The organism is Paenibacillus sp. fava2 (genome assembly GCF_058313675.1).
On the sequence record NZ_CM177755.1, the window covers coordinates 3,157,945 to 3,177,760 of the forward strand.

Annotated in this window: 16 protein-coding genes and 1 other annotated feature; of the genes, 11 read left to right on the top strand and 5 right to left on the bottom strand. The window is 54.2% G+C overall.

What is annotated here, in order from left to right; genetic code table 11:
* Positions 1-32 precede the first annotated feature (32 nt).
* Positions 33-2,966, bottom strand: coding sequence for a transglycosylase domain-containing protein (locus AC4G46_RS13485; protein ID WP_491128385.1), 2,934 nt, complete (start codon positions 2,964-2,966; stop codon positions 33-35).
* 138 nt (positions 2,967-3,104) lie between these two features.
* Positions 3,105-3,360: a binding site (T-box leader), on the top strand.
* A gap of 58 nt (positions 3,361-3,418) precedes the next feature.
* On the opposite strand from AC4G46_RS13485, the gene tyrS reads away from it, so the two are divergent.
* A complete protein-coding gene (gene tyrS / locus AC4G46_RS13490; protein ID WP_491128386.1) occupies positions 3,419-4,672 on the top strand; it encodes a tyrosine--tRNA ligase in 1,254 nt (417 codons plus the stop codon).
* Positions 4,673-4,824: 152 nt separating this feature from the next.
* Here tyrS and rpsD read toward each other — a convergent pair whose 3' ends face one another.
* Entirely contained in the window at positions 4,825-5,424 is a 600-nt protein-coding gene (rpsD, locus tag AC4G46_RS13495; RefSeq protein ID WP_068727586.1) for a 30S ribosomal protein S4, read from the bottom strand.
* A 449-nt stretch (positions 5,425-5,873) separates the two neighbouring features.
* Between rpsD and AC4G46_RS13500 the strand changes: the two genes are divergently transcribed.
* The 5 genes from AC4G46_RS13500 to AC4G46_RS13520 all read left to right on the top strand — a co-directional run bounded on the left by AC4G46_RS13500 (position 5,874) and on the right by AC4G46_RS13520 (position 10,845).
* A complete protein-coding gene (locus tag AC4G46_RS13500) occupies positions 5,874-7,820 on the top strand; it encodes a sensor domain-containing diguanylate cyclase (RefSeq protein ID WP_491128387.1) in 1,947 nt (648 codons plus the stop codon).
* A 176-nt stretch (positions 7,821-7,996) separates the two neighbouring features.
* Positions 7,997-8,824 (top strand): hypothetical protein, encoded by an 828-nt coding sequence (locus AC4G46_RS13505; RefSeq protein ID WP_491128388.1) that lies wholly within the window; start codon positions 7,997-7,999, stop codon positions 8,822-8,824.
* A 94-nt stretch (positions 8,825-8,918) separates the two neighbouring features.
* Positions 8,919-10,034, top strand: a complete 1,116-nt coding sequence (locus AC4G46_RS13510) for an aminopeptidase (protein WP_068727582.1) — start codon at positions 8,919-8,921, stop codon at positions 10,032-10,034.
* A 114-nt stretch (positions 10,035-10,148) separates the two neighbouring features.
* Entirely contained in the window at positions 10,149-10,394 is a 246-nt protein-coding gene (locus AC4G46_RS13515) for an HPr family phosphocarrier protein (protein ID WP_039872573.1), read from the top strand.
* 148 nt (positions 10,395-10,542) lie between these two features.
* Positions 10,543-10,845 (top strand): Fpa/YlaN family protein, encoded by a 303-nt coding sequence (locus tag AC4G46_RS13520; protein WP_068727580.1) that lies wholly within the window; start codon positions 10,543-10,545, stop codon positions 10,843-10,845.
* Between the two features lie 91 nt (positions 10,846-10,936).
* Here the strand turns inward: AC4G46_RS13520 and cax are convergent, their stop codons facing one another.
* Positions 10,937-12,007: a calcium/proton exchanger gene (gene cax, locus AC4G46_RS13525; RefSeq protein WP_491128389.1), complete on the bottom strand. Its 1,071-nt coding sequence runs from the start codon at positions 12,005-12,007 to the stop codon at positions 10,937-10,939.
* 152 nt (positions 12,008-12,159) lie between these two features.
* On the opposite strand from cax, the gene AC4G46_RS13530 reads away from it, so the two are divergent.
* A complete protein-coding gene (locus AC4G46_RS13530) occupies positions 12,160-12,525 on the top strand; it encodes an Asp23/Gls24 family envelope stress response protein (RefSeq protein WP_019911482.1) in 366 nt (121 codons plus the stop codon).
* A 79-nt stretch (positions 12,526-12,604) separates the two neighbouring features.
* Here AC4G46_RS13530 and ftsW read toward each other — a convergent pair whose 3' ends face one another.
* Positions 12,605-13,852, bottom strand: coding sequence for a putative lipid II flippase FtsW (gene ftsW, locus AC4G46_RS13535; RefSeq protein ID WP_491128390.1), 1,248 nt, complete (start codon positions 13,850-13,852; stop codon positions 12,605-12,607).
* Entirely contained in the window at positions 13,849-14,196 is a 348-nt protein-coding gene (locus AC4G46_RS13540; protein ID WP_090718872.1) for a YugN family protein, read from the bottom strand. The genes ftsW and AC4G46_RS13540 overlap by 4 nt, the downstream gene beginning before the upstream one ends.
* A gap of 175 nt (positions 14,197-14,371) precedes the next feature.
* Here AC4G46_RS13540 and AC4G46_RS13545 point away from each other — a divergent pair, with 175 nt between their 5' ends.
* The 4 genes from AC4G46_RS13545 (at position 14,372) to AC4G46_RS13560 (ending at position 19,758) form a co-directional block, all read left to right on the top strand.
* A complete protein-coding gene (locus AC4G46_RS13545; protein ID WP_491128391.1) occupies positions 14,372-15,541 on the top strand; it encodes a M20 family metallopeptidase in 1,170 nt (389 codons plus the stop codon).
* A gap of 78 nt (positions 15,542-15,619) precedes the next feature.
* Positions 15,620-16,051 carry a CBS domain-containing protein gene (locus AC4G46_RS13550; protein ID WP_491128392.1) on the top strand — a complete coding sequence of 144 codons (432 nt, stop codon included), beginning with the start codon at positions 15,620-15,622 and terminating at the stop codon, positions 16,049-16,051.
* A 108-nt stretch (positions 16,052-16,159) separates the two neighbouring features.
* Positions 16,160-17,857 (top strand): DNA repair helicase XPB, encoded by a 1,698-nt coding sequence (locus tag AC4G46_RS13555; RefSeq protein ID WP_491128393.1) that lies wholly within the window; start codon positions 16,160-16,162, stop codon positions 17,855-17,857.
* Positions 17,854-19,758: a helicase-associated domain-containing protein gene (locus tag AC4G46_RS13560; RefSeq protein WP_491128394.1), complete on the top strand. Its 1,905-nt coding sequence runs from the start codon at positions 17,854-17,856 to the stop codon at positions 19,756-19,758. Before AC4G46_RS13555 ends, AC4G46_RS13560 begins: the two co-directional genes overlap by 4 nt.
* Positions 19,759-19,816 lie beyond the last annotated feature (58 nt).

Sequence of the window (19,816 nt, forward strand, 5' to 3'; positions counted from 1 at the left end):
GCGGGAACCGGGGGTTCTTTGTGTTCTATAACTTATTGGGCATTGCCGGAGCCGGCATTACTGTTGCCGCCGCCAGCGTTGTTAACGCCGCCTGCAGGTACTTCTTCGCTGCCCGGCGGTTCTATGATAATCATACCTGGATCTTCTACAGCGCCGTCAGACGGCTGGCCGCCTTCAGGTGTAGCCTCTGCTCCCGGAAGGATATCGGGGGTTGGCGTCGGCTCAGGTGTCGGAGCAGCGCCGCCGGCAACACTGCCTGAAGCTGTCTCATGCCCTGCTACGTCTACAGCTGTGACATAGAAGGTGGCGTTGACATTCTGCGGTGTGCCCGGTTTGAATACGGAGCTCTCGCCTGCAGATATGACCGCCTGCTTCTGGAAGGCGCCTCCGTTCAGGGAACGGTACAGGCGGTAGCCTACAACATCCGGCGAGCCGCTTGCTGTAAATGAAATGACAGCCTTGCCTGTGCTGTAGGAGACACTGATATTGCCCGGAGGTGACGGAGACGTACCATCATCGACACGCGGGTCAACCTCTGTCGGGAAGTCAGTTTTGGCATCCGCCGGCAGATAATACTGCAGCGATTCATGCTCCTTCATCCCCTCGAAGGCTGCCTGCAGCTCCTTGATAAGATCCTGAATCGGCTTCTCCCGCTTGACGACGATCTTCTCCTTGAGAAAATCGTCAGGTGTACCTTCGAGCGGCAGGTAGTTCACACCATTGTAGGTAATGTATTTGGCTTTGGAGATGCCGTCATCACTGTCCTGCGGCACATATTTGGCATTAAACAGGTCTGTAGTGAACTTGTCAGTCAGATCAGTCGGCAGCTTGCCGCTGTAAGCCGAGACCGTCTTCTTGACAATCCCTTCAGGCTGGGCGAACGCCTTCGTTACAAACAGATCCGGCTGCTTGTCGATAACGGCGTTCATAACCTTTGCCCACAGGGTCTGAGCCTGCCGCTTCTGGGTATCGCCCTGAAGCGTGTTGATCTGCTCCTTGTAGCCGACCCACATGCCGAGTGTTACATCAGGCGTGTAACCCATAAACCAGACATCGCCATAATTTTGGGTGGAACCGGTTTTACCGACAATCGGCACTTCCTTGAAGTGCTTGTAGGTGCTTTTTACAGTGGAGGCCGTACCCTCTGTAATGACTGTCCGCAGCATGTCTGTCATCAGATAAGCGGTCTGCTCGGAGAATACCTGCTCCGGATTCACTTTATGCTGGTAAATGATTTTGCCCTGGGAATCAACGATCTTCTCAATCATGTAGGCATCATTAAAAGCGCCTTTGTTGCCGATTGAAGAATAGGCGTTGGTTAATTCCTCAACGGATACCCCGTAGCGGAGACCGCCGATAACCCCGGTCTGGGCATGATAATCATTGTCCTGAATCGTGGTTATCCCCAGCTTCTTCGTGAAAGCCCAGGATTCTTCAATGCCGACCTTGTCGTTAAACAGCTTCAGAGCCGGCAGATTGAGCGATTTGTTAAGCGCGTAGCGGGCTGTAACAAGCCCCTGATAGCGGTTGTTGGCATTCTTTGGAATATGAAAGCCCTTGGTGCCGTCCTTCAGGATAATCGGGGCATCGTCCAGGATGCTGGCCGGCTGGATCAGACCGCTGTCGAGCGCAGGCAGGTAGGCTGCGATCGGCTTCATGGTTGAACCCGGCTGACGGATCATCTGTGTGGCATAGTTCATCTGTTCAATATTAAAATCACGGCCCTCGATCATTCCAAGGATCGCCCCGGTCTTATTGTCGATCAGCATACCGGCCGTTTGTTCCTTGCCTCTTGTTTCACTGTCCTTCGTAAAATTATCACTGTCTTCCGAAATGCTGTGCATGGCGCTGTATACTTTTTTGTCAATTGTGGTGTATACACGGTAACCGCCGGTCATCAGCTGCTGACGGGCTTCCTCAAGCAGGACAGTGTCGTTGCCGGAGGCTGTTGAACCTTCAGCACCCTCCGTGCTCTCTGTAACATTCTTGTCTTCATTGAGAGAGAGCAGAATTTCTGCTGCCTTGCGCTCAGTTTCCAGCATCAGGTAAGGGAAGGTGGCATAAGCTTTCTTCGTATGCGGAGCCAGAGCAGCCTTGATATCAAACTGCAGCGCTTCATTGTACTGTGATGTCGTGATTTTGTTCTCTTCAAGCATTCGGCGCAGCACCAGCTTCTGGCGTTCCATGGCCCGGCCGAAGGCCGTCTCGTTGAATTCACCTATACCGTTGAAGGCGGAATACTTGGAGGGAAGCTGGGGAAGCCCGGCCAGGTAAGCGGCTTGAGCGACATTGAGCTTGTCGAGATCATCCAGCCCGAATATTCCTTTGGCTGCTGCCTTGATACCGTAAACATTATAGCCGTTGGAGCCGTTTCCGAAGGGAACCTTGTTAAGGTAGGCTGTAAGGATTTCTTGTTTGGACAAAAAACGCTCCAGGCGCAGTGACAGCAAAATTTCCTTGACCTTACGGTCTTCTGTGCGGTCAAGGTTAAGAAATACACGTCTGGCCAGCTGCTGGGTCAGGGTGCTGCCCCCGGTCTGGACAGACTCGTTAAGCAGCTTCTGCTTGACGGCACGCAGGGTGCTGCTGAAATCAATTCCTACATGCTCGTAGAAATTGTTGTCCTCAATGGCGAGAACGGCATCGATCACCAGCTGCGGAATATCATTAAATTCAATAAGCCTGCGGTCTTCTTCGGTACGGAGCTGGCCAATCGGCTGGCCGTCCCGGAAATAAGCAAAGCCGGTGATGGCGTTCTGGCTGACTTGCTGCTGAATCAATTCCTCGGAGCGGACAGGGTCGTCCTTCACAATGGAAGTGACATAGCCTGCCACGGCACCGCCGGCAAACAGAAGGCCCAGGATGCCGAGTATAAACATCCATTTTACGACTGAACCGAACCTGCGGAGCCAGGATCTGCGCGGGGGACGCTGTTTTGCGGTCTTCTTCTTTTTCTCCTCAACCATCGACGATAATCCTCCTTTTAACGGAACTATTATAGCACAATTTGCCGGTTTTGAATGCGCTTCTGCCGGAAAGTAAGTTTAAGGCACTGTTGACTTTTAGAATCCTGTCATGGTATAAAATTACTCAATTGGATACGGACAAAAGCGTTGAAGGACATCAGTAGAAGGCAAGCCATGTGTTTCAGAGAGCCGGTGGATGGTGCGAACCGGCAGCGGGCCCCTTTGAATTACAGTCTGGAGCTGTCGGGAGGAACACAGGTGCACAGGAGGCCTGCCAGTAGTCCGGAACCGGGGCATACCCGTTATGATAATGAAGTGAAGGATCTGCTGCTGCCTCTGCATGACGGGGATCTTTAATTAGGGTGGTACCGCGAGCCGTCTGCTCGTCCCTTTGGGGATGAGCAGACGGCTCTTTTTGCACTCAAATGAGACAATTTGAAGGAGGGCATGGTATGAAATGGGAAGATTTGACCCCTGCGCAGCAGAGGGAGGTGGAGCGCCAGCTGGAAACGGCCGTTCGCGGTGCAGCGGAAATTGTGCCGGTGGAGGAACTGAAAAGCAAGCTGGTGAAGTCAGTGGGGACAGGTGTGCCGCTTAACATTAAGCTGGGGCTTGATCCGTCGGCACCCGATATTCATATCGGGCATACCGTTGTTCTGCACAAGCTGCGCCAGTTTCAGCAGTCCGGTCATCAGGTGCAGCTGATTATCGGGGATTTTACCGGAATGATCGGGGACCCTACGGGCAAATCGGAGACACGTAAACAGCTCAGCAGGGAGGAAGTGCAGCGTAATGCGGCTACATACAGGCAGCAGATTTTCAAAATTCTTGATCCCGGTAAAACCAGGCTGCTTCTCAATTCGGATTGGCTAAGTCCCATGGACTTTGCGGAGGTTGTCAATCTGGCTGCAAAAGTTACGGTGGCGCGCATGATGGAAAGGGATGATTTCACCAAGCGGTTCCAGGCCGGTCAGGCGATCAGTCTGCATGAGTTCTTCTACCCCCTTATGCAGGGAATGGATTCGGTGGCGAACAGGACGGATATCGAGATTGGCGGCACAGACCAGAAGTTCAATATCCTTATGGGCCGTACCCTGCAAAAGGAATACGGGGCGGAGCCGCAGGCTGTTGTGCTCATGCCGCTGCTTGAAGGGCTCGACGGGGTCAGGAAGATGAGCAAGAGCTTGGGCAACTACATAGGCATTGATGAAGCACCGGATGAAATGTACGGTAAAACAATGTCTGTGCCGGATGAGCTGATGCTGAGATACTTTGAAATGGCAACCGATCTCAGTAATGAGGAGCTGGCGGCGCTGGAGCGAAGCCTGGATTCAGGAGCTGCCCATCCGCGGGATGTGAAGATGCGTCTGGCCCATACGCTGGTCCGGATGTATCACGGGGCAGAGGCGGCAGAGTCTGCGCAGCAGCATTTTGTTACGGTCTTTCAGCAGCGTGCGCTGCCGGAGGAGATAGAGACTTACAGCCTTGCCGCCGCAGAGCTGGAGAAAGGTAGTCTCAAGCTGGTTAAGCTGCTGACACTGCTAGGTTTTGCAGAGACGAATAGTGAGGCCAGACGCAGCATCCGGCAGGGGGCAGTGAAGCTGAACGGAGTCAAGCTGGAGGAGCAGGCTGTAGAGGTCAGTTTGCAGGATGGAGATATTATTCAGGTAGGGAAGCGCAAGTTCGCCAGGCTGAATCTGATGTAAAAGACAACAAGTAGAAACGGCTATGCCGTCCTTCAGAGAAGGCGGTACCCGTTTCTGCGAGAAAGATAAGGATGATTGATAGCGTAAAACATATAAATTCTTATATTTCAAAAAAAGCCTCCGGAGAACCGGAGGCTTTGATCGAACCAATCTTAACGGTTGTAGAACTCGACGATTTGCTTTTCATCGATATCCTGGGACAGCTCAGCGCGTTCCGGCAAACGAACATATTTGCCTTCGAATGCTGCATCAGCATATTCCAGGTAAGCTGGAAGGTGATTGCGGTTTTCCAGAGCTTCCTTGATGGACTTCATGGAACGGCTTCTTTCGCGAAGACCGATTACATCGCCCACGCTTACACGGTAAGAAGCGATGTCAACCTTTTTGCCGTTTACAGTTACGTGGCCATGAGCTACCAGCTGACGTGCGCCTGCACGGGAGTTAGCAAAGCCAAGACGGTAAACGAGGTTGTCCAGACGGCTTTCGAGCAGGAACATGAAGTTTTCGCCCGCGATACCCTGAAGCTTCTGAGCTTTGGAGAACAATGTGCGGAATTGCTTCTCGCCCAAACCGTACATGTGACGGAGTTTTTGTTTTTCCAAAAGCTGCATTCCGTAGTTACTTACTTTTCTGCGTTGGTTAGCGCCGTGCTGACCCGGAGGGAAAGGGCGTTTCAGGTCTTTGCCTGTACCGCTAAGGGAAATGCCCAGACGGCGGCTGAGTTTGAATTTAGGTCCGGTGTAACGTGCCATATTAAAGTAGACTCCTTTATAATTGAAATTTCATGGTAGGGCCTATTTGTGCCGCAACCGTCTTCGTGAAAGCGTGTATTTGGTTTCACTCTGCCGGGGAAGTTCAGCCGCTGCCCTGGCAGTAACGGGATGCGTGAGGGTGACACAACGTTACGCCCAAGTAAGACTTCTTATCAGTCTTGTTCAACAATAAATATTATATGAAATCAACAGGCAAAGTCAAGTTCTTCTTTTATAAGATTTTGTCTATCTTTGTCGTTAGTTCTTTGGTCCTAAAAAAAATCCCGGGTTTTAGGAAAATATAATGCATTACAGGAAGAAAGGGAGTAAAATATAGTTAATTAGATGTTATCGGATATATTTTAATTTGAGATGTAAAGGGGATCCTAGTTATGTCGGAACAGGAAGCATGCGTTCAGAAAGATACACGTATGCTGTTGCAGGACACAATGCAATCAAGCGGAGACCCAGGTGATCCCGCCGCGTGGCTGAGGGAGACGGATATAGTATCCTATGATTTCCCGTACGCAGGCCAATTGATTGCAGAGAGTTTCAGAGAATGGCGGGGGCTGAATGTGCCTCCGTTTGCGAAGCAGTGGGATTGGTGTGTGCTTAACTATAAAGGAAAATGGATTGAAGCGGCTGACGGGACGGGTACGCAGAGCGGGCTCTGGAGAACAGAGTGGGAAAAGGGCGCAGCCGGCAGCTTGGACTCACGGGAGCTGGTTACATTCGCCGTAGAAATTCCGGCGGACCGTTCCGGGGTGCAGCTGCTGGTAATCCCTGTGTTTACCAGAAGTAAGGGTGAAATCTTCGCCCTGCTTGGCTGTGCAATGCCGGCTGAGCAATACGAAATAGGCGGACGGCATACGGCGGAAGCGATGGCGATGCATTATCAGACCTGCTTTTACCGCAGGTTCGAGCATGTATTTGTCTCTGATCTGGCAGGCGTCCACCAGCATGCCGAGCGGGAAAGCAGCCGCCGCTCCCTGCTGTTCCAGATTGTCCAGCGGATGCATGACAACATTGACGTTAACGCCGTGCTGACCGAGGTGATCGACAGCATTTCTGCGATGTATCCGGGGGCGCGGCTGGAGCTGTTCATGTCGCAGGATCACCGCAGCACCCACCCGCAGGTCAAACCGCTGCCGCTGCGCTGGGGCAAGGACGATGTCTGTGCCAAGGCCTTCAAGGACGGGCGCGTGGCTCTGCATGCCGGGCGTGATAATAATTCTGTAGAGATCGGCCTGCCGCTGGGCGGCAAGCAGGGGATATACGGCGTATTTCATATGATCCTGGACAAGCCATCCTTCCCGGATGTGGATCTCCGTTTTCTGACCATGATTGCCGATACTGCAGGAACAGCCTTCGAGAACGCCAAGCTGTATGAGCGCTCGAACCAGCTGATCCGCGAGCTGCGCATGAGCAATGAGCTGACCCAGCGTCTGAACCAGAGCCTGCGTCTCGGGGATATTTTCCAATACGCCTTTGAAGAGCTGCTGGAGATGTTCGGCGCCGATTACTGCTGTATACTGCACCTTAATGAAGAGAAGGGCGGGCTTGAAGCGATTGCCTGCAACTTTCCGCCGCTGCGCGGAGAGATTATCGAAACAGGCAAGGGACTGGGCGGGCAGGTATATGCACTGGGAGAGCCGCTTATTTTATCAGAATACAGCACTACCGCAGGTGTTTCTTCCCGGCTTATGACCGCAACGGATTCGCAGTCGGTGATTGCAACTCCGCTGAATGTGGGCGGAGAGGTCCGCGGCGCGATTATGCTGACCCACCGCGAGCCGCATTATTTCTCCTATGACAGCTTCCGTCTGCTGCAAGCGATGGCCGGCCACATCGGACTGGCTGTCGGCAATGCCCGTCTGCATGCTGAGGTCCGCTATCTGGCGAACCGTGACAGCCTGACCGGCCTGTACGCCCGTCACTACCTGGATGAGGAGATCAAGGAGCGGCAGACAAAGGATTTCTGCGGAACGCTGGTTGTAGTGGACATCGACCAGTTCAAGATGGTGAACGATACATACGGTCACCAGAAGGGTGACAAAATTCTGAAGCAGGTCAGTGAAATTGTCAAATCTTCCATCCGGCAAGGTGATATAGCAGCGAGGTGGGGCGGTGAGGAGCTCGCGGTTTATTTGCCGCAGCTTGGCATCCAGCAGGCCCGGTTCGTGGCTGAACGGATCCGCAAGCGGGTGATGGGCGAGACGGAGCCGCGGGTCACGGTGTCCTGCGGAATCGCTGAATGGAGCTGGACGGATGAGCGGGTAAGCGTGGAATCACTCTTTTACAGGGCGGATATGGCGCTTTATGAGGCAAAGAATAACGGGCGGAACCAGGTGGTCATTGACAGCAAAAATTCAGATGTAACTCTTAAGAATCCTTAGGCCGCCGGCCAAAAGGGTTCTTTTTTTTGACAGTAAGAGAGGGATTCATCAAAGTACCAGAGTAAGCCTCCATGTTAAACTCCGCTTTGGGTTTATAGTGCATAAGCCTGTGATAGAAGGAGAACCTAGAAAGATAACCGATCAGGAAAGGCATGGGTGCCATGAAAATACCGGTCTTGTCTCATAAGCAAAGGCTCTCGGCGGTTCTGGTTCTGCTGCTGCTCAGCGGCTGCACAGTACCCGGCGGCAAGCCGGCTGCGGAGGAGTTGAATCTGGCTCTGGCCGGAATGGACGGAAAGGATGCCGTTACGTTTGAAGGTTCGGCGGCTCTGCTGATAGCGGGGAAGCCTGTACCGGAGTCTGCCCTGTATTATGGAGGCAAAGTGCAGGACCATACCCGGATCAGCCTGTATTCTCTGCTTCCGGATGAGGCGGGGCAGACCAGGGCGGCATCTGTGCAAGGCGTGAAAAAGGTAGGCCGGGGCAAGGCGTCCGCTCCCTCCTTCTATACAAAGCAGGAGAAGAAGAACGGGGAGTGGCAGCCTCAGCAATCCGGTAAAGCCGGCAGGCTTGCCGGACTTAACCCGCTTGTGCAGCTGGAAGAGCTGCACAAGCCGGACACGCAGGTGACTGAGGAATCCGGTTCATCCGGAGGGACCCGGGTGCTGCGGATCAGGTTAAGTCCTGATGAAGCCAAGCGGCAGCTGTCCAAGGAGCTAAAACGGGAAATGCAGGCAATCCGGGCGGAGTCAGAGGCTGAAGCTGCAGGGCAGCCTGCTGAGGTCAGGGAAGCGATGAATACGCTTTGGACACAGAAGTCCAGGGAGCTTGAGCAGCGGATAGATGAAGCTGAAGTGACCTCCGTCTATTTTATGAAGGTGGACACCAGGCACAGCCTGCCCAAGAGATTGACCTGGACGCGGACCATCCGTTATCCGGGGATGACAGAACCCGCAGCCGGGGAAGCGTATGTGACCAAGGTGGATTTTTACGGCTATCAATAGAATGTTACCGGGTACAGAAGGCTTGCGCTGAGTAGAGGGCGTGCTACAATAGAACGGTATGCCATTTTTATGTAAGAGGAAGGAAGAGAGCAGGATGAAGGATCCAAGAATTCAAAAGCTGGCGGCAAACCTTGTGGGATATTCCGTAGACGTGCAGCCTGGCGAAAATGTGCTGGTCGAGATGATCGGCAGTGAAAGAGATTTGATCAAAGCTGTTGTGGAGGAGGTCGGCAAAGCCGGAGGCCATGCCTTTGTCCAGCTGACTGACCGCACCGTCCTGCGCAGCATGCTTAAATATGCAACTCCGGAAGGGATCAAAACCTGGGCTGAGATCGACCTGAACCGCATGAAGCAGATGGATTGTTATATCGGTATCCGTGCCGGTGAGAATGTTAACGATCTGGCTGATGTGCCGGAAGAAAATATGAAGCTGTACAATTCCCTGTATTCTCATCCGGTACATAGCGAGCAGCGTGTCAAGCATACGAAATGGGTAGTTCTGCGTTATCCTAACGCGAGCATGGCTCAGCTGGCCAACACCACCACTGAAGCTTTTGAAGACTTCTACTTTGAAGTATGCAACCTGGATTATGCCAAGATGGACAAAGCCCAGGATGCCCTTGCAGAGCTTATGCGGAAGACAGACAAGGTGCGGATCACAGGTCCCGGAACAGAGCTCACCTTCTCGATCAAGGGAATCGGTGCGGAGAAATGCTCCGGCCAGAAAAATATCCCTGACGGTGAAGTCTACAGCGCCCCTGTCCGCGATTCCGTTAACGGAACGATCAGCTATAACGCGGCTACGCTATACAACGGCATCACTTTTGAAAATGTGAAATTCCGCTTCGAGAACGGAAAAATTGTGGAAGCGACCAGCAATGATACTGCCCGGCTTAACGAAATTCTTGATTCCGACGACGGCGCTCGCCATATCGGTGAATTCGCAATCGGCTTCAATCCGTACATTCTGCACCCGATGAAGGACATTCTGTTCGATGAGAAAATCGCCGGCAGCCTTCACTTCACTCCGGGGCAGGCCTATGATGTGACCGACAACGGCAACCGCTCCTCCATTCACTGGGATCTTGTGCTGATCCAGCGTCCCGAGTACGGCGGCGGAGAAATTTATTTTGATGATGTGCTGATCCGCAAGGATGGAATTTTCGTGATTCCGGAGCTTGATGGTCTGAATCCTGAAAACCTGAAATAAAATGTAATCAACAGAAAACACCTTGCGCGAGTAAGCGGATTCAAGGTATCATGGAATTGGTTACAAATGAACAAGCGAACTAAGTTTTTCTAATCAAGTTGCGGAGGGATTCCTATGTCCAGTAACAATGCGGCAATCGTGGATATTGCCCAAACGGCAAGCCAGTTCAACTCATCAATCGTCCTTCAGGCGGACAACAAGTACATTGACGTTAAGAGTATCCTTGGGTTGTTTACAACTCTGGTTTCCAGTCAAAGCTACGAACTTCATGTTCACGGCACTGATGCCGAAGAAGCAAAGAAAGCAATGAGCGAAGTTTTCTCCAAGCACGGTCTGAATTTTACTGTTGTTGCTGAGTAATCTATCAGCCTTAAAGACGTCCTGCCTATGCGGCAGGGCGTTTTTTTGCAGTCGTGAAACTGAATTCTTGTATTGAATCTCAATTTCGACTAATATTAAACTAAATAGCAGTAACAGCTGTAACTTTTGGACATGGGGGGGAAAATGCATGACTTCATCGGATTTGCAGGAACAGCTTAATCTAAAAGCAATTACTCTTCTACAAGAAGATGCCGATAAAATTCAGAAGCTCATCGAAGTGCAGATGGAGAATCTGGCGACTCGTTACTGCCCTCTCTATGAGGAAGTGCTGGATACCCAGATGTACGGCTTCTCCAGAGAGGTCGATTTTGCGGTCAGGGCGGGGCTTGTACCTGAGTATACAGGTAAGCAGGTACTTAGTGAGCTGGAGCGTAATCTGGCTGTGCTGTACGAGGCGCTGAACAAGAAGGCGGAAGAGCGCGGGAATTAGGCTGAAGCTTCCATCTGTTCATAAAAACGCACATGAGGGTTTGTCGCCGCTCATGTGCGTTTTTTGTTTTACAGCAATAATGCAGATGGGCCTATACGAGGTAGAAGGAGACTCCAAGAATCATATAGACCGCCAGCAGCAGCAGCCCCTCATACCAGTTGGTTGCACCGTCCTGAATAATAGACTTGGCTATAAACACGGAGACGGCGATGGCTACAATCTCTATAATGGTAAAGACAATGTCCATCGTATTGCCCAAAAAGTAGCTGGCGAAGATGAGGACAGGCGCTACGAACAGGGCGATCTGCAGGCTGCTGCCGACAGCAATCTCTACTGCAGCACCGATTTTGTTCTTCATGGCCAGCATAATCGCCGCACTGTGCTCAGCCGCATTCCCGATAATAGCGACGAGAAACGCACCGACGAACAGCTCACTGAAGCCGAAGCGCTCGGTCAGGGTCTCCAGCGTGCCTACCAGCCATTCGCTGACAAAAGCGACCATTACAGTAGCCAGAATCAGATACAGGATGGACCTGCCCTTAGACCAGGCAGGGGCATGCTCGTTAGGCAGCTCCTCAGCGCTGTCATCCGTTACATCGGCCAGATATTTCTTGTGGGTAATCATGGAGAAGATCAGCCAGGCCATATAAGCGGCAATCAGCAGGCCCGCAACAACCAGGCTCAGCACATCTGTATCGCGCTCGGTAATAGAGTGGGTGTTAAAGAACATGGCGGGTACAAAAAGGGCGATGACTGCCACGATCATCAGTGAGCCGTTGAGCCCGGCTAGGGTAACGTTGAATTTCTGAACCTTGAACTTCATCCCCCCGGCAAAAATGCTCAGGCCAAGCACCAGCAGCAGGTTGCCGATAATGGAGCCGGTGAGACTGGCCTTTACCATGTCAAACAGCCCTTCCTTCACCAGGAAGAAGGCGATGATCAGCTCTGCGGCATTACCGAAGGTGGCATTAAGAAAGCCCCCCAGCCGTTGACCGGCATAGTGGGCTACGCTTTCGGTTGCCCGGCCGAGGAAGCCGGCTACAAAAACAACCGCCACTGCGGATAACACGAATTGCAGCGTGTGATCCCAGTCCGCATAATGTCCGACTGCGCTTAGGATAAAAGTGATTATCAGCAGCGCCGGAGAAATCCATTTTTTCAAGTGAAACACTCCCCGATCTTTGTATGTAGGTTAAATTCATATTTCAATATACCCAAATTAAACCAGTGTGTAAACGGTGCTGCAGAAGTCATTTGCTTTTTAGCCTGTTTTCGAATTACAATAATTGATAATGAGTGTAGGGGGGATATGGCATGGCGGAACAACTTCAACTTGAAATGGGAAACATACGGATATCCAATGATGTCGTCTCAAAAATTGCCGGACTTGCGGCATTGGAGACTCCGGGGATAGCGGCCATGTCAGGCGGCTTATCCGAAGGCTGGGCCAAGCGCCTCAGCGGCAAAAATGTGCAGAAGGGCGTCACTGTCGAAGTCGGACAGCTTGAAGCTGCAGTGGATCTGCGTATTATCGTATTGTACGAAACACCGATTCATGAGGTCTGCCGGATGCTGCAGCAGAATGTGCGTGAAGCGGTTGAGAGCATGACGGGGCTTCACATTGTTGAGGTCAATGTAAAAGTAGAAGGCGTAGCCTTTAAGAATGATGAAATCTCGTAAGACTGGAATACAAAAAGGCAGTCCGGAGTTGGTTTTCCGGACTGCCTTTTTGTATCTTATGAAGCATGAACCGGCAGATTCAGCGGCTGGCGCGTACCTGTCTGACGGTGGTTACCGATTTGGTGACCTCTTCTTTGGCCGGACGGTTGGTTTCGCGTGAAATGCTCAGCATAATGCCCATGCAGAACATCGTTACGACCAGGGAAGATCCGCCGTAGCTGATGAACGGAAGGGTGACCCCGGTAAGCGGGATCGTCTTGGTTACACCGCCAATGTTGACAAAGGCCTGAATGGCGATCAGCCCCATGACCCCGATACCGACCAGCGTACCAAAAGGATCGGTGCACCTGAGGGCAATCATGATTCCCCTCCAGATAAAGTACAGATAGACTAGCAGGAAGATGGCCGTGCCGATAAAGCCCAGCTCCTCGCCGATAACGGCGAAAATAAAGTCCGTATAAGGATAAGGCAGGTAGTGCAGCTTCTGGATGCTCTGTCCGAAGCCGGCGCCGCCTGTACCTCCTTCTCCCAGTGCCGTCAGGGACTGGAGGATATTGTAACCCCCATCTTCCGGATCCTTGAAAGGATCAAGAAAGGCCTCGATGCGGTCCATCTTGTAATTTTTGTCTGCTGCGACGGTGGCTGTCTGCGGCGACAAGGAGTCTATGGCAGTCTTGGCCCCCATGACAATACCCACGCCGAGCACGAGCAGTGCAATCGAGGCGATAATATGCTTCATACTGGCGCCGCCAGCGTAAATGACGAGTCCGCTGGTTGCCACAAGGATAAGACAGGAACCCAAATCCGGCTGCATCATGATAAGACCTGCGACAATACCGACAATGATCATGACCGGGATATAGCCTGTGCGCAAATCCCGCAGCCGCTCGCCCTTTTTGGTTATCAGCGCAGACAGATACAGAATAATGGAGATTTTGGCCAGTTCCGTGGGCTGGATGCCGAGGCCGCCGATGTTGAACCAGCTCTTGGCGCCGTTGGTGCGCTCAGTGAAGGCTACCAGCAGCAGCAGAATGAGCGTAAGCAAAAAGATCGGGGCATACCATTTCTTGAATTTGCTGTAGTGGATATTCATTACAGTAAACATTACAACACTGCCGACCACTACCCACTGGATCTGATTCTTAAGGAAGTACAGCGGATCGTTTCCGAACTTTTCACTGGCCAGCGTGAGGCTGGAGCTGGAGCTGAACACCATGACGAGTCCGAAGCCGACAAGCAGCAGAGTCAGGATGAGCAGCTGGAAATCGGGTGTGCCTCTTTTGGGCAGGCTGGTTTTTTGTTTGGTTTTTCCTTTTATGGTGTTCAAGCTTCAAGCAGTCCTTTCAGCTCAAGAATGCGCTGTGCTGCAGTATCCAGTACGGGCTGAGGAACCGGGGATTCGTACTCCAGGCCATGGGGAAAGGTGGCCTTGCCCAGGTAAACGGCTTCAATCGCAAGCACGGCATCGGGCTTTTCCAGCTTGCCTTCGACGGCGCGTGTGTTGATCCGCAGGAAATATTCGCCGCCGTTCTGGTGATCCTCAATCTTGCAATCGTAAGTGGCCCTGTAGTATTCCCATTGCCAGCGGATAAATCCGGCTTTGGCCGCACTTTCATCCAGATACTGAAGGTCGCTTTGCAGTCCTACGAGGCCAGTGTTCTCAAATATCATAGCGCACATATCCCCCTTGTGAAGTATAATGATAATTTCGCAGCAATATTATAGATGTTCTTCCTCATGATAGTATGTTTCCAGGGGTTGTGCAAGGCAGACCGGCTCTGCAGATACACAGTTTTTTGCGATTCTGCTACAATATAAACACTTGGGAGAAGGGAATGGAACCTTAATGGATAAAAGAGAGATTGAACAGCTGCTTCCGGACATGGTGGAATGGCGCCGTCATCTGCACCGTCATCCGGAGCCGTCATACGAGGAGAAGGAAACATCGGCATTTGTAGCGGACAGGCTGGCCGCATTTGGCATAGAGGTGAGGCGCAGCAAAGCCGGTTACGGACTGACCGGAATTCTCAAAGGAGGCAGCCCGGGCAAGACGGTGGTGCTGCGTGCTGACATGGACGCGCTCAACATCACAGAGGAGAGCGGAAGCGAATACGCCTCGCAGAACCCGGGCGTTATGCATGCCTGCGGGCATGACGGGCATACGGCGATGCTGCTTGGAGCAGCGGCCTATTACAGCGCCCGCCGGGACGAGCTCAAGGGTGAGCTGCGCTTCCTGTTCCAGCCGGCGGAGGAAATCTGTCCGGGCGGGGCAAAGGACATGATCGCCGAAGGCGTGCTCGAAGGAGCGGATGCCGTCTACGGGCTGCATCTGTGGACACCGCTGCCGCTGGGAACGGTCGGCAGTGCACCGGGCCCGCTGATGGCCTCGGCGGACGAATTCTTCATTGATATTACCGGGAAAGGCGGACACGGCGGGATGCCCCACCGTACGGTAGACAGCATTGTAGCTGCAGCAGCGCTGGTAACCCAGCTGCAGACCATTGTCAGCCGCAGCGTGGATCCGCTGCAGCCGGCTGTCCTGAGTATCGGAACGATCCAGGGCGGTACAGCCCAGAACATCATTGCGGAGCGCTGCCGGATAACAGGGACTGTCCGGGCTTTTGATGAAGAGACAAGATATTTGATCCGCAGCAGAATTGAAGAGATGGCGGCTGCAGTTGCTGCGGTCTACGGGGCGGAAGCAAAGGTGGATTACCTGATGGGGTATCCGCCGCTTGTTAACGATGAAGCGGAGTTCAGCCGGTTTTTCCGGGTTGCTCCTGAAGCGCTTGGAGATACAGTGCAGGTTATACAAATGGAAAAAATCATGCCCGCTGAAGACTTTGCTTATTATGTCAAGGAGATTCCCGGCTGCTTCATCTTTGTAGGCGCAGGGAATCCGGACAAGAATGCCGTATATCCGCATCATCACAGCAAATTTGATTTTGATGAGGATGCGATGCTGCACGGTGCCAGACTGCTGGTGGCACTTGCTGATTCCTGCCTGAATGAATAATTGTTCCGACAGTGCATAATTCGCCTGAATAAGGGGAACCTACTTCCGTATATTACGGAGAAGACAGGAGGTTCTTTTGTGAAAACAGTCCGGGAAGTGATGACATCGCAGCCTGCAGCGGTTACGCTGCTGGACAATGTCTATGAAGTTGCCGTCAAAATGAGAGACTGCGATACCGGATTTATTCCTGTAGTGGATTCGGAAGCAGGAGGAAAGCTCATCGGGGTTATTACGGACCGGGACCTGGTTCTCAGAGGGTACGCGGAGAAGCACCCGGGTTCTTCCTCTGTGGAGACTGTGATGAGCAGCAAGGTGATCTCCATCGAGGAGTCGGCTACTGTGGATGAGGCCGCTGAACGGATGGCTGCGGAACAAATCCGCCGCCTGCCGGTAACACGCGGCGGCAAGCTGATCGGTGTGGTATCGCTTGGCGATCTGGCTGTAAAACGAATCTTTGCCGACGAAGCGGGAGAAGCGCTGAGTGAAATTTCGCAGCGCCAGCTGCATTGAAGAGGGCATTAAGGGGAGCTCATCTCCGCACCAGTGCGGAGATGGGCTTTTTCCTGTTCTGCCTGTTCCCAGAACAGCTTACAGTGACAATAGACAGGAGGCGATGCTATGAACGGATCTGGGGCATGTATTGCCCGCAAAGACAAGACGGTGCTGCTGGAATGCGGACATCCGGGATTCGAAGCCGCGGGTAAAGAGCTTGCAGATTATGCGGAGCTTATAAAAAGCCTCCCGGCCTATCACACCTACCGGATTACCCCGTTGTCCTTATGGAACGCTGCAGCCGGAGGAAGGACGGCGGAGCAGATAATCGCCAGTCTGCGGAACCTGGCACGATGGGGGATTCCGGCCGGGCTGGAGGAAGAAATCGGCAGGCTGATCACGCGGTACGGGAGACTTACGCTGCATGCCCATGCAGGCGACAGCCGGCTGGTGCTGCTCCGTGCCGACAGCAGGGCGCTTCTGGATGAACTGGAAGGCCGCTCAGGACTGGACGGGCTCCATCTGAAAAGAAGCGGTGCGCTGGAATGCGTATGTCCGGCGGGCTGCCGCGGGCTGCTGAAGCAGGAGCTGACAAGACTGGGGTACCCGGTGCTGGATTATGCCGGCTACCGGGAAGGGCAGGAGCTGAGCCTTGCCTGGAAACAGGAAGGACCCAAGGCAGCAGTTGGAGAGGAGGCTGCCTTCGGGCTCAGGGTATATCAGGAGGAAGCGGTCCGCCTGTTTTACGGAACAGGCGGCAGCGGGGTCGTTGTCCTGCCCTGCGGAGCGGGCAAGACGGTCGTTGGTCTGGCGGTGATGGAAAAGCTGCAATGCGAGACGCTGATCCTGACTTCCAATACAACCTCGGTTGAACAGTGGCGTGAGGAGCTGCTGCAGCGGACCAGCCTTACGGGCAGTGAGATCGGAGAGTATACCGGTGAACGCCGGGAAGTACGGCCTGTCACGCTGGCCACCTATCAGATGCTGACACACCGCCGTTCCAAAGGAGAGAATTTTGTCCATATGAACCTGTTCAATGAGCGGAACTGGGGCCTGATTATCTATGACGAGGTCCATCTGCTTCCCGCTCCGGTATTCCGGGCTACCGCCGATATTCAGGCGACGCGGCGTCTGGGACTGACCGCAACGCTGGTCAGGGAGGACGGCCGCGAGGGGGATGTCTTCTCGCTGATCGGACCGCGCTGCTATGAGCTGCCCTGGAGATCACTGGAGAAGCAGGGCTGGATCGCTTCCGTCGAATGTGTGGAGCTGGTTGTGCCGATGGATCCGGATCTGCGGAGCCGGTATCTCTATGCCGGAAGCAAAGAGCAGTTCCGGCTTGCGGCCGGCAATCCGTCCAAGGCTGCGGCGGCTGCACGGATCATTGCAGCCCATGCTGGCTCAAAGGTGCTGGTTATCGGCCAGTACCTGGATCAGCTTGATGAGCTGGCCGCCTGCCTGAATGCACCGCTGATAACCGGGAAAACGCCGCAGCGCGAACGCAACGCGCTGTACGCAGCGTTCAATGAGGGGACGCTCAAGGTGCTCGTGGTATCCAAGGTAGCCAACTTTGCTGTTAATCTGCCCGATGCCTCGGTTGCAATCGAGGTCTCGGGTGCCTATGGCTCCCGCCAGGAGGAGGCCCAGCGGCTGGGGCGGATTCTGCGTCCCAAGCAGGGCGAGAACAGGGCTTATTTCTATACACTGGTTACCGGTGACAGCCGTGAAGAGGAATTTGCACTGCGGCGCCGCCTGTTCCTGATAGAGCAGGGATATGAATATGTGGTTAAAGCGGCCGGAGCACCGGAGGAGGCAATGTCATGATGACGCTGAACCCATCTGCCATGGAAGTACTGGGCAGGATATGTGCCGCTTATGCAGACAGGCCGTTCGCAGCGGAGAAGGCCGAGCGGCTGCGTCCTGAAACGCTTTGCCGCGCAGAGCTGCAGCTGGCCATACTGGAGCTGCGCCGGGCGGGGCTGGTTGAGCTGCGCCAGAAGGTCTGGGGCGAGCAGCTGTTCCAGATTCCGCCTCGGCAGCTGGCGGCGGTCCAGCAGGAGTATTTCGCCTGTAAGCTTGAGCCGATGACCGGTGAAGGGGTAGCCGTTGAGTGGCCCGCTGAGGCGGGACTGGCGGCGCAGCTGTTCCGGACGCTGGTGTTCATCGGCCAGGAGGGGCTTCCGCTGACTGCCAAAGGCGGCATCCACAAGAAGCATTCCGGCCGGCTGGCTGCCCTGCTGCCTGTGCAGGACAGGCATTTGCAGGGGGTATTCCCGGAATCTCCGGCCTCTGAGCCGGTGCCGCTTCCTGTTACGGTGCTCCTGGATCTTGCGTTAACGCTCGGACTGGTGAGGGCCGGGGATAAAGCCTATAGGCTGGAGCAGGATATGTTGCAAAGCTGGCTGGCCCTTGATGAATCACAAATGACAAGCCTTTTGTACAGTGTGATTCTGGAACGTTATGCTTCTGATGAGCCTGCCCTGCAGCATTTCCGCTATCTTTTGCCGTCTCCTGCTTTTGTGCCGGGCAGCTGGTATATGCTTGGCGGTATCCTGAACTTCATGTACCAGTCCGGCTTTGCTGCCGGCAAGGAAGCCGGGATGCTGCAGCAAGGCTGTCTCAGCTGGCTGCAGTGCCTGGCCGGCTTTGGCTGGTGTGAGCTGGGGATGACGGGCAGCGGAGAAACCTGTTTCCGGTGGACCGGACACAAGCCGGTGCTGCCCGCTGTGAAGCTGCAGGCTTCCGGAGCGGACGCCGAATCCGCTCATCCCTTATCCGTTAGCGAAGCAGCTGAAGGGAGCTTTATCATCCAGCCGGATTTCGAGGTATTGGTTCTTCCGGATGTCTCCTACCGGCTGCGCTGGGGGCTCGCCGGCTGTGCGGAGCTGCTGAATATGGACGACGGGATATGGAGCTTCCGGCTGAGCCGGGAAGGGCTGGAGAGAGCGGCCGAACGGGGGCTGCCGCCTGAGGAGGCGGCCGGCTGGCTTGCCGCCCGTGCCCGCGGCGGGCTGCCTGATCAGGTCAGGCAGGCTCTGGCCCTGTGGTCGCGCAGCATCGGCCGGACTGCCTGGTCACAGGTCATTCTGCTTGTCTGCCGGGATGAAGCGGACGCTGCCGACATTGCGGCGCATCCCCGGCTTGGGGATAGCCTGACCCGGATCGGCCCGCTTCATTTCATTGTGCAGCAGGGCTGTGCGGAACTGGTGCGCAAGGAGCTGGCAGCAGCCGGCCTTGCGCCGCCGCGGCAAATCGGCGGAACCGGGGAGGGGGACGAGGCGCAGCCGATGTGCCTGCCTGATGACGCCGCCTGGGCCGGGCCGGCTTATGTGCTCCCCTCACCGGAAGGCACTTCCGGCCTGCTCGGCAGCAGGGCCGTACTGCGGACAGTGCCGGCAGCATCAGACGGGGCGGAAGCGCCCTTGCTTCCAGGGGAAGACAGCATTCCGCAGATGTGGGTAAGGGAATGGAGAGAGTACCATACGACTACGGCTCAAAAGGTGATGGAGCAGGCTTTCCGGTGGGGGATCAAGGTCCGTTTGTCAATAGACGGGGAAATCTGCGATTTCATCCCTGAGCAGCTCCGCGGGCATCCGTGGAGGGTGGCCGGCGGCCTGATGCCTGCCGGAACCGGGCAGTGCGAAGAAGCGGAGCTGGCGCCGGGTGACTGGAAGGAAATGAAGCTGCTGCTCCCGCAGGAGCTGAGAAATTCTTCTTCTGCTTAGGTGACTGGTTATGTTATGATAGGAAAGTCTACACATTGCTGTAGAACATCTGTACAGA